11 protein-coding genes and 5 pseudogenes are annotated in these 13589 nt (G+C 60.1%); 9 read left to right on the top strand and 7 right to left on the bottom strand.

From position 1 onward, the window contains the following. Nucleotides 1–268: 268 nt before the first annotated feature. Entirely contained in the window at nucleotides 269–571 is a 303-nt protein-coding gene (locus HB778_RS42420; RefSeq protein WP_244662196.1) for a DUF2285 domain-containing protein, read from the bottom strand. Between the two features lie 197 nt (nucleotides 572–768). Further along, nucleotides 769–936 carry a hypothetical protein gene (locus HB778_RS43735; protein ID WP_432421304.1) on the bottom strand — a complete coding sequence of 56 codons (168 nt, stop codon included), beginning with the start codon at nucleotides 934–936 and terminating at the stop codon, nucleotides 769–771. Nucleotides 937–1418: 482 nt separating this feature from the next. Between HB778_RS43735 and HB778_RS38440 the strand changes: the two are divergent. From HB778_RS38440 to HB778_RS43275, 4 genes and pseudogenes are all read left to right on the top strand, one after another. Then, a pseudogene (locus tag HB778_RS38440) lies at nucleotides 1419–2113 on the top strand (IS6 family transposase). 380 nt (nucleotides 2114–2493) lie between these two features. Further along, nucleotides 2494–2826, top strand: a pseudogene (locus HB778_RS42415) (group II intron reverse transcriptase/maturase); the annotation flags it as partial. Continuing rightward, nucleotides 2816–3157 (top strand): phasin family protein, encoded by a 342-nt coding sequence (locus HB778_RS38435; protein ID WP_348524821.1) that lies wholly within the window; start codon nucleotides 2816–2818, stop codon nucleotides 3155–3157. The pseudogene HB778_RS42415 and the gene HB778_RS38435, both read left to right, overlap by 11 nt. Nucleotides 3158–3407: 250 nt before the next feature. Further along, nucleotides 3408–3704, top strand: a pseudogene (locus tag HB778_RS43275) (hypothetical protein); the annotation flags it as partial. A gap of 90 nt (nucleotides 3705–3794) precedes the next feature. On the opposite strand, the gene HB778_RS38425 reads toward HB778_RS43275, so the two are convergent. From HB778_RS38425 to HB778_RS38405, 5 genes are all read right to left on the bottom strand, one after another. Further along, nucleotides 3795–4499, bottom strand: a complete 705-nt coding sequence (locus HB778_RS38425) for an IS6 family transposase (RefSeq protein ID WP_183455304.1) — start codon at nucleotides 4497–4499, stop codon at nucleotides 3795–3797. Nucleotides 4500–4644: 145 nt separating this feature from the next. Further along, complete coding sequence (locus HB778_RS38420; protein WP_348524820.1) at nucleotides 4645–5547, bottom strand: UvrD-helicase domain-containing protein; 903 nt, start codon at nucleotides 5545–5547, stop codon at nucleotides 4645–4647. A 416-nt stretch (nucleotides 5548–5963) separates the two neighbouring features. Beyond that, nucleotides 5964–7592: an IS1634 family transposase gene (locus tag HB778_RS38415; protein ID WP_183455081.1), complete on the bottom strand. Its 1629-nt coding sequence runs from the start codon at nucleotides 7590–7592 to the stop codon at nucleotides 5964–5966. Nucleotides 7593–8605: 1013 nt separating this feature from the next. Continuing rightward, nucleotides 8606–8899, bottom strand: a complete 294-nt coding sequence (locus HB778_RS38410) for a type II toxin-antitoxin system RelE/ParE family toxin (protein WP_183455318.1) — start codon at nucleotides 8897–8899, stop codon at nucleotides 8606–8608. Continuing rightward, complete coding sequence (locus HB778_RS38405; RefSeq protein ID WP_111545633.1) at nucleotides 8896–9141, bottom strand: CopG family ribbon-helix-helix protein; 246 nt, start codon at nucleotides 9139–9141, stop codon at nucleotides 8896–8898. Before HB778_RS38405 ends, HB778_RS38410 begins: the two co-directional genes overlap by 4 nt. A gap of 298 nt (nucleotides 9142–9439) precedes the next feature. On the opposite strand from HB778_RS38405, the gene HB778_RS38400 reads away from it, so the two are divergent. The 5 genes and pseudogenes from HB778_RS38400 (at nucleotide 9440) to panC (ending at nucleotide 13515) form a co-directional block, all read left to right on the top strand. Beyond that, complete coding sequence (locus HB778_RS38400; RefSeq protein WP_183465761.1) at nucleotides 9440–10780, top strand: IS1380 family transposase; 1341 nt, start codon at nucleotides 9440–9442, stop codon at nucleotides 10778–10780. Between the two features lie 506 nt (nucleotides 10781–11286). After that, the gene (locus tag HB778_RS38395) at nucleotides 11287–11997 is read left to right on the top strand and encodes a hypothetical protein (protein ID WP_183455317.1); all 711 of its coding nucleotides are present in this window, start codon (nucleotides 11287–11289) and stop codon (nucleotides 11995–11997) included. Between the two features lie 132 nt (nucleotides 11998–12129). Further along, a pseudogene (locus tag HB778_RS38390) lies at nucleotides 12130–12367 on the top strand (transposase); the annotation flags it as partial. Then, a pseudogene (locus tag HB778_RS38385) lies at nucleotides 12368–12628 on the top strand (3-methyl-2-oxobutanoate hydroxymethyltransferase); the annotation flags it as partial. After that, entirely contained in the window at nucleotides 12625–13515 is an 891-nt protein-coding gene (panC, locus tag HB778_RS38380; RefSeq protein ID WP_183455316.1) for a pantoate--beta-alanine ligase, read from the top strand. The pseudogene HB778_RS38385 and the gene panC, both read left to right, overlap by 4 nt. The last annotated feature ends 74 nt before the right edge of the window (nucleotides 13516–13589 follow it).

Raw genomic sequence — 13589 nt, 5'->3', positions numbered from 1 at the left:
ACTCAGTCGGTGCGTTTTGCTGAATAGTGTGCATGTTCCGTGCCAAGGCAAAAAGCGTTCAAAAACACCCGAGAGTCAGCTTCCTTTACGTTGCGTACTCGACATTGTCGGCTATCTGACAATACCGACCCTGCCTCGCGGCTCGACGGACGCTTGAACCAGACCGCACCGGCAATGTCGTTCGCTGCCATGTTGACCGGGCGAACTGGTATTGACCGGGTTTTGGCTCCGAACTATTCGCCGGCTGACGCACAGGGCGGACTACTTTTCAAGTGAGGAACTCTTTGTACCCTCCGTTCATGAGGGCGCGGCCATGCGGGACGGCGCGGCGAATGCGGTCGCGCATATGATCGCGAGGATCCCTCCAGTCGGCATGGACGCGCCGGTGACCAATCAGCGCTTCGGCGAGCTCGCGATGTGACGCCCCGGCAAGTGAGCCGTCGAGCGCACGAAGAACGAAGGTTAGACGGGGACCGCGTCTTTCCGGCGGAAACAAGCGGGCAGGCAGATGTTGACCCACACTTAGAGCATTGAGGCGCTGGAGCGCCCTCAGGCGGGGCTTCGAAAGCATTGCCGGCCAGATCGCCTCTGTACGGAGGCAGACAGGGTGCAAGATATCCGCGCCAGAGACGGCGAGCTGGAGCGTATGCTCCGCATTGCGAAGAAGAACATGCTGGTCCTTGTCGGGCGCCAGCAGGACCGTCGCACGACATGGCAATGCCGAGAGCTTGAACGGCGATGTCGCCGACGATGCACACAGTTGTTCTGCTATGACCGGCAGCACATGGACGCACCAGAGCGTAGAAAACGAGCGAATTGCGCCCGTAAGACTCGGCGAAACAGGACACCCCAGCGCGACAGGTCGCCGGCCGACGCGACCACGTCGAAAAACGGTTGGGGAGACAGTGTGTTGGTCTGCTGGCTTGCAGTGGTCACGTCATGCTGGAATGCTGGGTTGCGGCGCAAGAACTCTCAGGCCCACTCGGGCGGCGTCAGACCAGCGGTGTAATCGTATGCTCTTTCATCCCACCAGTCGGCCTGATCAGCGTCAGTCAAAAAACTGGCATGACTGCCGCTCCCCTCCCCACCCGGAAAACGTTGAAGCATCATGCGACCTGCCGTCGGTGGCGCCGTTTTGTCGAATCGGACGCGATTGACGGTGTCGAGGACAGAAGACGCAGGCAATCAGCAAACTGGCCGTCGACGCGCAGCAACAAACAGTACGGTGTGAGCGGGTCAACAGAATCGTCTTCATAGCTGTTGTCGGCTCCGGCGGCCCGCGCCGGACGTCGCGTGAAGGCGCAGTATAAACGGGCGATGGATTGCACACGATTGTCGGCAGGTTGGTGTGGTGTCGGGCGGGTGTTGTCACGTAAACCGTGCGTCAGCATTTGTGGCATAGGGACGGCGGCATGATAATGCCTGCCATCAGCTACAAGCGCCATCGTTTCCCGCCGCAGATCATCGCCCATGCGGTCTGGCTCTACTACCGGTTCCCCTTGAGCCTGCGTCTGGTCGAGGAAATGCTGCTGGAGCGCGCCATCGTGGTCTCCTACGAAACGATCCGCCGCTGGGGCAAGAAGTTCGGGCCCGATTATGCTCGCCGCTTGCGCCGCAAGCAGCCGAGCCGCGATGACATCTGGCACCTGGACGAAGTCGTCATCACCATTGCTGGCCGAAAACACTGGCTATGGCGCGCCGTCGATCAGGACGGCTATGTCCTCGACGAGATCGTCCAGAACCGCCGCAACACCAAGGCGGGCAAGCGATTGCTGACGCGCCTGTTGAAGAAACAGGGCGTCGCACCGAAGCGCATGATCACTGACAAGCTGCGCTCGTATGGAGCGGCAAGCGTCAGGTGATGCCGGACGTCGAGCACCGGTCACACAAAGGATTGAACAACCGCGCCGAGAATTCCCATGTGCCGCTGCGAAAACGAGAGCGGGTGATGCAGGGCTTCCGGTCGCCAGAAAGCCTGCAGCGTTTCGTCTCGATCTTCTCGGCTCTGCGTAACCTCTTCGTTCCACCTCGCTCAAAACGCTCCGCTCTTGCCACACATATTCACCGCCTGCAGGCCATGGCGGAATGGAAAGCCGTAACCGTGGTCAGCTGACAACAGCGCCGCAGCTCTCAGCGCGTTCATAGCCAGACAACGTGACATCGCCGCGCATACGTAAGGCGCTTATTGGGGACCATGGAGAGAACGCAGCCAGACCATGGCATCGGCATCGACTTGCAGAAAGCAAGGGAAAAGACTGCGACCGGCAGCCTCACCAATACGAAGACGTCCAGCATATGAACGAGGGAAGGCATGATGGAATGACAACGATGTTCTGCATAGCAAGGGAGTTGACCCTGATGTCCATCATGTTGGCGGACTCGTAGTAGTCCGCGGCAGGGAAAGCCTGTCACATGGCGAAGGGGAACAGTTCAAACTGCTTGAAGTGCAAACTACCTGACCAAATGAGGTGAAGACCTTTGATAATCAGCGAAATGCAGCACAAGCTCGCAACATGGGCCGAGTGCGATCCGAACCGAAGGTTCGATCGACTTCTTCGGCTCATTGCCGATAGAGAATGGCTTGCCGAGGCCGCTCGCATTGTTTTGGCGTCAAGTGGCGCACGAACACCGGGCATAGACGGAATAGATAAGCAACGGATGCAGGCTGGACTGGATCAGCATCTGGCCGCCCTGCGGATGAGCCTGCTGAAGGGCACCTATTGCCCCAAGCCGGTGAAGCGCATCTATATCCCGAAATCAAACGGCAAGCTACGACCACTGGGTATTCCGACCCTGACAGACCGCATTGTCCAACGTGCTCTTGTCGAATTCGCGTCGGGTGCCGAAGACGCCCGGAAAATGCTCAGAATCCATCTTCGAAAACACAAAAGCGGTCGGCAACGAACTGTCGCTGAAGACGATCGCTGCATTGCGGGCGAACGCCGAGGCAGACCTCTCGCATCTACAGGCGTTGGTTGGCGCCAAGTTGCCGTCGGCAGTTATCGCGCTGCAGTCGAACTTGTTGCGCAAAGGGCTCGAAATGTGTGTGGAGCAGACCAAGGAATTCCAGGCACTCAGCACCAAGGGGGTGGCCAACGTCACCAAGCCGATCAAGGACGCCTTGGAGAAGGCGCTGACAGACGCCAAGGCGGCCTGATCGTCCCGGGAACTAAATGGGTGATCCCCTTGGCATTGGCCCGAGGGCTTCATCCAGTTTGCGCTTGGTATCTTCAGGACCGGCCCACGCAACATACATCACATCGCAAACATGCTGACCGACTTCACCGCCCCATATGCTTGGTTCCAGGCGGCACCGCTGGAGCCAACGGCCGGTCCAATAACCGTCAGGAAGCTCGCAGCAGGAAATCAACCGGGTTGCCGTGTTTGTCGATCGCACGGTACAGATAATGAGAGTTGGACCTACTGGTGGCTTCAAGCAACCGATTGTATCGGCGATGGACACCATAGGCTCTTACGAGTGCCAGGAGCACGTCGTGCTCCTGGGTGAAGAATACCAGGTAATCGGTACGGCCCCTAAACTGGAAGCGCATGAAAGAGGGCTTCTGCACCGAGCGTTCTCGACTTTTGTGGTCAACACCTTGGGTGAAATCCGAATGCAGGGTCGTGCCGTGGTGAATTATCACTCGCCGGGTTGTTGGTCCAACACGTGCTGCGGTCATCCCCGACGAGGTGAGGCCGCGTTGGCTGCCCCTCACCGCCGGCTCGAAGAAGAGATGGGATTGGCGTTGTCACGTTGTTTGAAATGTGGCCGCGTGAGGCCGATACCGCGCTTTTCAGGCAGGCCGTGCACTCACGGCTTCCCACGCGGCCATTGCCTGGCGTCGATGGGTTCGAATTTGTGCTGCGGAGCGGTTGGTCTGGGATGGGACGAAGAGATTTCGGACGGCGGAGAAGATCGACACGAAATGCTGCAATGAGCCGACCGACCGGAAACCCTGTCGCGTTCGTTCCCGTTTTCGGAACGGCAGGTGAGAATTCTCCGCCCGGTTGTTCAAGCCTTTATGCGAGCGGTGTTCCACGTTCGGCATGAGCTGGCGTTTGGCCGCCCCGTAGGAGCGCAGTTTGTCGGTGATCATACGCTTTGGCGGCAGACCCTGCTTCTTCAGAAGTCGCGTCAGCAGGCGCCTGGCGGCCTTGGTGTTGCGACGCGTCTGGACAATCTCGTCGAGCACATATCCGTCCTGATCAACCGCTCTCCACAACCAGCACTTCTGACCGTTGATGCGCACCACGACTTCATCCAGATGCCAGACATCGTCTTTCGTTGGTGCCTTGCGGCGTATGCGGCGCGCATAATCAGGGCCGTGCTTTCGGCACCATCGGCGGATGGTCTCGTAGGAAACGACGATCCCGCGATCGAGCAGCATTTCCTCGACATCGCGCAGGCTCAGATTGAAGCGGAAGTAGAGCCAGACAGCACGGGCCACGATTTCGATCGGATAGCGGTGGTTCTTGTAGGTCGGTGCACTCACGGTCATGGGCGCGCTGCTACCTCAATTTCCTTACCCCTCAATCAATGTGACAGCACCCTCCAAAGCCCCCGCTAACGTGCAGGGGTGGTTCAAACATGGGTCAATTCTCGATGGAAATATCCTGTGCTGCCGGGTCAGTTCTCAGTGGCAATCAACAGCCCTCGGTGGTCTTGGAGAAGTCGACCACCGACTCCCAACTGGTGAAACCGAAGAAATCGGCGACATCGGTTGGACGCCCCTCCTTCAAGTCCCGCACTCCCCACAGCAGCTCCTTGAGGTCCCTGTTGTCGCCAACGAGATGCGGCTTGCGACCCTCATCGAGGCACTGGATTAGCGCCGTCATGACGTTCGCATTGGTCCTGGCAAGGATGGCATTGGGGTTGCAGCTACCGACCCGGCTCCGCATAGCGGGATTGCCGGTCAGCGGAACGCTCTCACCGAGCCGCTGCAGGATGCGGGATGCTTCGCCGGCGATCTCGGGACCGAACCGGAACGACTGGGTCAGGCTAACGATGGCATCAGTCTTGATCGCATCCATCGCGTTCACCGCGCCACGCCATTCGTATATCTGCTGGTAGCGGTCGCCAACGTAGACAAGCTGGGCGTTTTGCCGCCGCAGCACCTCGAGTACGACGGGATTGGTGTCCTGCGCTTCATCTAGAAGGATGTAGTCGGCTGCGATCTGCGGCTTGGATAGCCCCCAAAGCTTCAAGAACCCGTCAAAACCCAGCGGGATCGCATCCTTTGGGTCGCACATGCGGTGCCATACGTGCCTGGCATTGTTGCACGCAAACTCTTTCACTGCCTTGAGAGTATCTTCGCTGGCCGTAAGCAGCGATCCGTGCCGAGGCACGTGCGCGTCAGAGATTTCCTCGTCGCCGCTTTGAGCGAACCGTCTAACTGTTTGCTGGATCAAATAAGCTTGTGACACTGGCTGTAGAGAATGGTCACGGTCAACTCGCCAGGCCTTCTTGAATCCAAGTATCTCAGCGAGTTGCTTCGTGCCGACCTTGCCGGCGAACTTGTCCTTGGTTTTTTTGTAGTCTGAGTGCAGCGATTTCAGCGCTAGGCTGTGGGTGGTGGAGCAATTTACCGTCGGAGGAAATTTCTCACGGGCGTCTCCGACAATCGCCTTGTTAAAGGCGATGTACTGGCGCGGCTGCGAGTGCCGTGGGCAAGGAACTGCAGCGTCGAGGTCTTGCCGGTGCCCGCATAAGCATTGATGCGGAGCGAGCCACCGGACAGGAAAGCGTCAATTGCCTGTTGCTGCTCCGTCGTGGGTTTACGACCCACGGGCTTCGCCGCCGCTTTCTTGTGCACCACGGCGGCCGCTTCCTAGACGTCTGGGCGCTTCGGTCGAAGAGGTCCGCTTGCTTGACCCCACTTAAACACCGCCTGTAAGAATATGTTATTATATCAGCACGTTAGGCGCGCGCCGGCGCGTGTTACCACTACATTTTGGGGATGATATCAGGCGAGTTGTTCGTCGAGGTTGTGTGGCAGAGCGATGCCAGCTGCCTTGAAGACGTTGCCCACTTGGCCCGTAACGTGGGTTCTGGTGGTGACGATGCGACCATCCTTTTCGATGGTGGCTTCCTGGAGGCGGTCGAGATCGCGTAGAAGCGGCTGCCATTCGGGCGTCAGGCCTTTGGCCCGGCAGAGGCGGTACAGTTCCTTGCTGAGTACGAGCCCCAGGAACGAGCAAAACACATGCCCGCGGATGGCGGCATCGGATTGGTGGAAGATCGGCCGGGTATTGAAGGTTGCCTTGGCGGCGCGGAACAGGCTCTCGACCTCGAGCAAATCGCGATACCGCAGCACGGCCTGGAGCGGGGTCACCTTCGCGTTGGTCCGCACCACGGTGATGCCGTCGTACCGGGCTTCCTCGGCAAGCTTGCCGACATCGATCTTGAAGTTCTTGCCGCTGGCCTTGAGGTAACGCCGGTAGGCCGAGTTGCCGACCAGTGCCTTGTCGCCCTTCTTGAGCTGTGCCTCGAGGCCGGCGATGATCGCCTGGCGGTCGGCCTTGTCCTTCTCGGCCTCGGCGTCATTGCGGCTGACAATATAGCGGTCTTTACCGACCTTGACCTCTTTGACCCACAACTGAGTTTCACCGCGCTGGCGCTCGAGAACGAGCGGAACCATCGGTGCCGCGTCATTGAGCACGACGTTGTGGATCACGCTGCTCGAGCGTTCGCGGGCCCCCAGAATGTATTCCATGCCCAGCTTTTCGAGCGCGGCGATGGTATCGGCGCTGATCATGCCGCGATCGGCGACAACGCAGGCGCGTGTGACGCCGAAGCGCGTTCGCAGCCGATCGACCACCGGCAACAGGACGGTCACGTCAGCGGTGTTGCCGGGCACCATCTCGGTGCAGATCGGCCGGCCCTCGGCATCAACGACCAGCGCCAGGATCATTTGCGCCAGATCGGGGCGGAAGTCCTTGGAATGCCCGCGCTTGCCCAGCGTCTCGCCGCCCGCGCCATGGAAGGACAACGAGGTGGTGTCCATGAACACAAGGCTGAGGTCGGTGAACAGGTCCTGCCGGCGCGCGAAGAGCTTTTCCTCGATCGCGTCTTTCACGCAGCGCGCCACCAGCGCGCCTTGCGCCTTTTCGCCGAGTTCCTCGCCCAGCCACGCCATGGCCCGGTAAAAGTGATGGAGCGCCAGACCCTCGGCGCCCTCGATACCATAATCGGCCATCCAGTTCGCGCAGTCGCGGTCCGAGCCCGAGACGAACAGCCGATGCAGCGTGCCAACGAACACCGCCCGTTCCACCGCAAAGCCGAACTGGCGCCCTTCCAGCACCTCTTCCAGCACCTCGCCGATCCCGAGCCGCTCCCACAGCCGCCCGAACAACAGCGGACCGCCGATGCGGCGAGAGGCAATTCGCCCCGCGTCAATGTCGGACAGGATGAGGCTGCGTTCGCCATGGCGCGCAATCGAGGCCGCCAATCTGTCAAGTTCGCCGCTGGCAACCAGCGCATCCTTGCGGCCCAGCGCCTTTATCGTGCGCTGGCGAACGGTTTTACCGTCGCGGACACTTTCCACGAGGTAAAGATAGCGGTGGCCGCGCGCGACTCTCTCAACGACAAACATGCCAGCGTTGTTAGCGAATAAATGCCATCAAATCCATACAACATGCGGCTAGCAGATCAAATGTTGTTACCACACATTTTCGCGCCGAAAACTCAAGGCCAGTGAATTCAATAGCTTAACGGACAGCGTTCGCCATCCGTTCACCTCCAACTGTTCAAGTCGGGCTTGACGTTCAATGCGGATTTGGCGCGGACCAGAAGCCTCCCGGCCCGAGCTGTGGTCCTCACTGCAGCTTCACGCGCGATGACTTTGACAGCCTTGGTATCACCACTTGCCGTAGCTTTATCCAGTATCGCCTCAAGCTGGTCGATGCTCAACGAACTATAGGGTCGCTTCATTCCATTTCCCCCCACCCGGCGTGTAGTGCGGCAGACCCGGTCGCAGAAGCTATTGGGCTAGACTAAGAGAATCAGGTCTGGCAGCAGCAGAACCCCATGCGGCGAGGGTGGCGAAGAGAACCTGAACACGCCACCACTCCGGCTGGCCGACCGGTTCGCCGCCTTGAGAGGATGCCGCCGGAGCGGCGAAGCCGCAACGGCCGTTCGTATTACTGCCGGCCGTAACGGGGGAGGGGATATGGCATTGCCTGAATCTGCTATTTTTGGTCCCCTTTGCAAACGGCATTCCCTCGCCCATACTGAACCGGCGACATTTCCAATGTCCCGTTTCCGCTCCTCGTAGCGATCCCCCGGCACCCGCCTTCCGGCGTGACGGAGGGCCGACACAGGAGAATCGTCTACCCCCGATAATCTCGACCTCTCCGGCCGCACGGACCTCGCCGCCATGCCGGACGGGCCGAAGGTCGGGACGACCTCTACCTCTTCGGTGGCACGGGCCTTATCGCTCTGCCCGACGGCTTGGATGTCGGCGGACAGATCGTCCGCGACTGATTACGATAAGCCCCCGGTTCACGCCAGGGGCTTATCGTTGCGTAATTCAAGAATGGCGGAAGCGCCCCAAAATCATCAATACGATTCTGGCGTGACGGCCGGAAATTTGCTGGTGCAGCGACTTTACAGGGCCTGCGGCCACTGTTGGGCGGCGTGCATGACAGTCAGGATTTCGACAGTCTCGCCATTGACGTGATAGGGGATGATATAGGGTATATCAGCCAAAACGAGCTCCCGCGTCGTCTTGATGCGTCCGATGCGACCCATGGCCGGTTGCTCGGCCAGGTGCTCGGCCGCTGACACAATGCGCGCTACGACACGGCCGGCGGCATCGGAGCTGTCTTTCTCGATGTGGGCGCCGATTTCGTCAAGCCGCCGCAACGCCCGCTGGGTCCAGCGGATTCTTTTACGGCTCATGATTGGCGGGCGGACTTGACGTATTTTCCGACCACGGCAGCTACATCATGGTCACTTGCGAATTCGCCGCGCTGGGCCTCGGCCAACCCGGCCTCTATTTCAGCCAGCTGCCACTCTTCCCGGGCCACGAAGTCCTCAATGGCCTGTGCGGCCACATAGGAGCGTGAGCGGTCAAGCTTTTCGGCGAGTTGGTCCAGCCTGTCTGCGGTTTCGTCCGGCACACGGACGGTGAAGGCGGTCATGGGGGTATAACTTTCGTTGGTTCACTATGATTATTGTTGAACCACGCTGGTTCGTCAAGTCTGTGATTAGCTTGAATCTCGAACGATAATCAATTCCGTTGGCCTGCATCGAGCCCTTGGTATCGACGTGAAAACTGCCCGCATGTCGATTTCCGGACCACCTCGGCGTGGGACGGCTTGTCGACTACTTAGCCTGAAAAATTCATGGGGGTTGGTGGATGTGGCGCAAGCCGTTGAAATGACTTAGGATTTGGTTGCTTAAGCCGATCCGAACCATTTCCCGGAGACCACACCCGCCATGAATGATCTTACCCTGCCGCTGAGCGGTTTGTCATCAGTGGGCGGCAAGTCCGTCGTCGCCCGTTTCAACGGCGGCATGTTGTCCTCCAACTGTGGCGTTCTGGTGCTGGCCGAGGTGGAAAAACGACTGCGGGTGGCCGACCGTCTGGCGCGTTGCATCGATGATCCGCGCTGCCCGGACCAGGTCGTCCACAGCCTGGCGGACATGATCGGCTTTCGCATGAAGATGATCGCCGCCGGCTATGAGGATGGCAATGACGCCAACCGGCTGCGCTCCGATCCGGTCTTCAAGATGGCCCAGGATGCGCTGCCGTCGGGTCGGGATCTGGCCTCGCAATCGACGATCTGCCGGCTGGAGAACCTGCCCGGCGTGCGGGAGCTGGTCGCCATGGGGCGAGCGATGATCGACCTTTACTGCGCCTCCTTCCGGCAGGTGCCGAAGCGGATTGTGCTCGACATCGACGACACGTTCGACGCTGTGCACGGAGGCCAACAGCTTCGCCTGTTCAATGCCCACCATGACGAGTACGGCTTCCAGCCGATCGTAGTGTTCGATGGTGCGGGACGGTTCGTCAGCGCGATCCTGCGACCGGCCAAGCGGCCGAGTGGGGCTGAGATCCGCCCCCACCTGCGCCGTCTGGTGCGGGCGATCCGGATCAACTGGCCGAACATTCGAATCCTGCTCCGCGGCGATAGCCATTATTGCAGCCCGCAGGTCATCGACTGGTGCCGCGCCAACGACGTCGACTTCATCTTTGGCCTCGCGCCCACCACGACCCTGCGCAAGCATGTCGCGGATCTGGAGGCCAGCACGACGGCGCGCTTCGAAGCGTCGGCCAAGACAGGCAAGGTCCGCAGGTTCAAGGAGTTCGTTGACGGCGCCGCTAGTTGGAGCCGCGTCGAGCGCATCATCGCGCGGGTCGAGGTCGGCGCCCAAGGTGCCGATACCCGCTTCGTCGTCACCAACCTTGCCGGTGGGAAGGCCAAGGCGCTCTACGAGGATGTCTACTGCCGGCGCGGCGCGGCCGAGAACCACATCAAGTCGTGGAAGACGCATCTTGCCGCCGACCGCACATCCTGCACAAGAGCGACGGCCAACCAGTTCCGGCTCTTCCTGCATGCCGGTGCTTACTGGTTGATGTGGGGCTTGCGGGCCGCGATGCCGAGGCGCTCGAGCTTTGCCGTCGCCCAATTCGACACGCTGCGATTGCGCCTCATCAAAATCGCAGCGCGGGTGGTCGAGATGAAATCGCAAATCCGCCTGCACCTGCCGACATCGTGCCCCGACCAGCGCATCCTGCGCATCGTCCTCGATCGCATCCCCCAACTCGCGACATAACGATGGGGCGCAGACGCCCCGAAACGAACCCGTCGACCGCAACCTGCAAACCCCCGCCTGCCATCACGACGGAGCAATTCCGGCGCCTGACGAGGCGCGTGGAAAAGCACCGCAACGGCGACCACAGCGTCGCTTCAGGCCGTCAAAAGCTTATCGCCGTGCATTAAGGCGGTTAGCGAGCAGCATTTCCAAGCTGCTTGAGCCTTGAGACAAAAAAGCGCCCCTGCGCAACAAGACGATTCTCGGGGGACGAAACGCTTTCACACGGTAGGGGTCGTTCGAATCCTGTACCGCCCACCATATTTTTCAATAATTTACGCAATCCAATCTCGTTAAATTTCTTTCATGTAACTTTCATGTAGCCGAGACACGCCAGTCTACCAAAGTCGGTTGATCTACCGCGCCGCAGGGGCTTTGGTGGTGGTAGTATAAAGACTCAACGATATGATTATGTGAGAGGGTTCGGGTAATTGGGGCAGATCGCGTACAACGCGGCGATAGGGGACATGACCGAAGCGTTCTCGGCCTCGGATGCCGCTTGGCTGAGTATTTGCAATGCGCCGCTCGGGACATGGCGAATGCCGCGCACGGCCTGGCCGGCGGTGCCCAAAACGTCAATCCGGGGTCTACGATTCTTCGCGCACGCACCTGGATTTACAGGTCAGCTTCCTGGCCCGGAGAGCTACGCACACACCCGCCTGAAGATTGATGTGGTCAAGGCTGCGCGGGCAATGGGCTTTCGGGCGGAGCTTGAGGCCTGGGGGACAGACGGAGCAGGCGCCGAATGGATAGCAGACGTGCTGGTGTTTCTGGCTGACGGCAGGCGGGTCGCATTCGAGGTTCAACTCTCAAGCCAGCACTTGGACGATTTCCTAACCAGGACGGAGCGCTATCGGCGCTCTGGTGTCACGTGTTGTTGGATCATGTCTGAGAGGCCCGTCGCGTGGCGTCTGACAAAGGCCCTCAGTTACAAAAATAGCCAGTACCGCCGGGAGACTGGCGAGGTCTTATGCGATTGCGAGGAGTTAGTGCCATTTGCAATAGAACTCGCGGGAAAGGACGCTTACCCCGATGTTTTGCCACCGGTCAGATTCGGCAGAGGCCGGCACATAAAGCGGATGGCGCTGACGGAGGCCGTCGCCGGCATGCTGCACGGATTTCCTAGCTGGCAGCTGCCTGACTGGCATTGGAAAGCGTCTCAAGTATCGGTTGATTGATGCTCGGTCCATACCGAGGGACCTAGCCCGAAAAATTCAGGGTGGTTGGCGGATGTGGCGCAAGCCGTTGAAATGACGTAGGATTTGGTTGCTAAAGCCGATCCGAATCATTTCCCGGAGACGACACCCGCCATGAATGATCTACCTGCCGCTGAGCGGTTTGTCATCAGTGGGCGGCAAATCCGTCATCGCTCGTTTTGACGGCGGCATGCTGTCGTCGAACAGCGGTGTTCTGGCTCTGGCCGAGGTGGAAAAACGACTGCGGGTGGCCGACCGTCTGGCGCGTTGCATCGATGATCCGCGCTGGCCGGACCAGGTCGTCCACAGCCTGGCGGACATGATCGGCTTTCGCATGAAGATGATCGCCGCCATCACCGCAGAGGTGGCGATCCCGACGATCGGTATCGGCGCCTCGGCAGCCTGTGACGGACAGATTCTCGTCGTCGACGACATGTTGGGCACCTTCGGCGACTTCCGGCCCAAATTCGTCAAGCGCTGTGCCGAACTCGGTGAGATCGCCGGGGAGGCGATCGCGGCCTATGCGCAGGAAGTGCGCGACCGCCGCTTTCCGGGATCCGACCATGTCTTCGGCGATGCGCCAAGGTCCGTGAATGGAGAAGAAGCCGGATGATCATTCCGATCGCACGAACCGTCGCCGAGTTGCGCATGGCTGTGGCCGGATGGCGTCAGAAGGGCCTGAAGGTCGCTGTCGTGCCGACTATAGGTGCCTTGCATGAAGGCCATCTGAGCTTGGTGCGAACCGCGCTCGCCAAGGCCGACCGGGTTATCGTGACGCTCTTCGTCAACCCGAAACAGTTTAACAGCGCGGCCGATCTCGCGGCCTATCCGCGCACTGAGCATGACGATGCCGCCAAGCTTGCGCCGCTTGGCGCTCATCTGCTCTACGCGCCAAATGCAGCGGACGTGTATCCGGAAGGTTTCGCCACTACGATCTCGGTGAGTGGGGTGAGCAGGGGCCTGTGCGGCGCGTTCCGTCCCGGCCATTTCGACGGCGTGGCAACCGTCGTCGCCAAGCTCTTTCTCCAGACGCGTGCTGATCTCGCCTTCTTCGGCGAGAAGGATTTCCAGCAACTGCACGTGGTTCGCCGGCTCGTCCGCGATCTCGAGATTCCGATCGAGATTGTAGCATGTCCAACGGTACGTGAAGCCGACGGCTTGGCGATGTCGTCGCGCAATGTCAGGCTCTCGGCCGAACAGCGCTTGGCAGCGCCAAGGCTCGCCGAAGTCCTCTCCACCTCGGCCGGGCGATTGTCGGCGGGAGCGCCGGCGGAGCTTGTGCTTGCCGAGGCCAGGCAAGCGATCCGCGCTGCCGGTTACGACGAAGTCGAGTATCTCGAGCTGAGAGCAGACCAGGACCTGTCGCCGCTTTCCGCCGCGGACCGACCGGCCCGCCTGATCGTCGCCGCCTGGCTCGGCGGGACGCGGCTTATCGATAACGTCGGCGTTCTGCCCGGGCAGCGCAAAGGCGAGCTGCTCGCGGCAGCTAATGCCGCATGATTGAGCAGCCGCAAGGCTTGGACAAACGTGCGTCGTCAAAATGACCCAGACAAATAGCAGGAGCAGGGAGCAGA

Origin of the sequence: Mesorhizobium huakuii (assembly GCF_014189455.1) — a bacterium.
In the GTDB taxonomy this organism is placed as follows: Bacteria; Pseudomonadota; Alphaproteobacteria; order Rhizobiales; family Rhizobiaceae; genus Mesorhizobium; species Mesorhizobium huakuii_A.
This window is presented reverse-complemented; position numbering and strand designations above follow the sequence as displayed.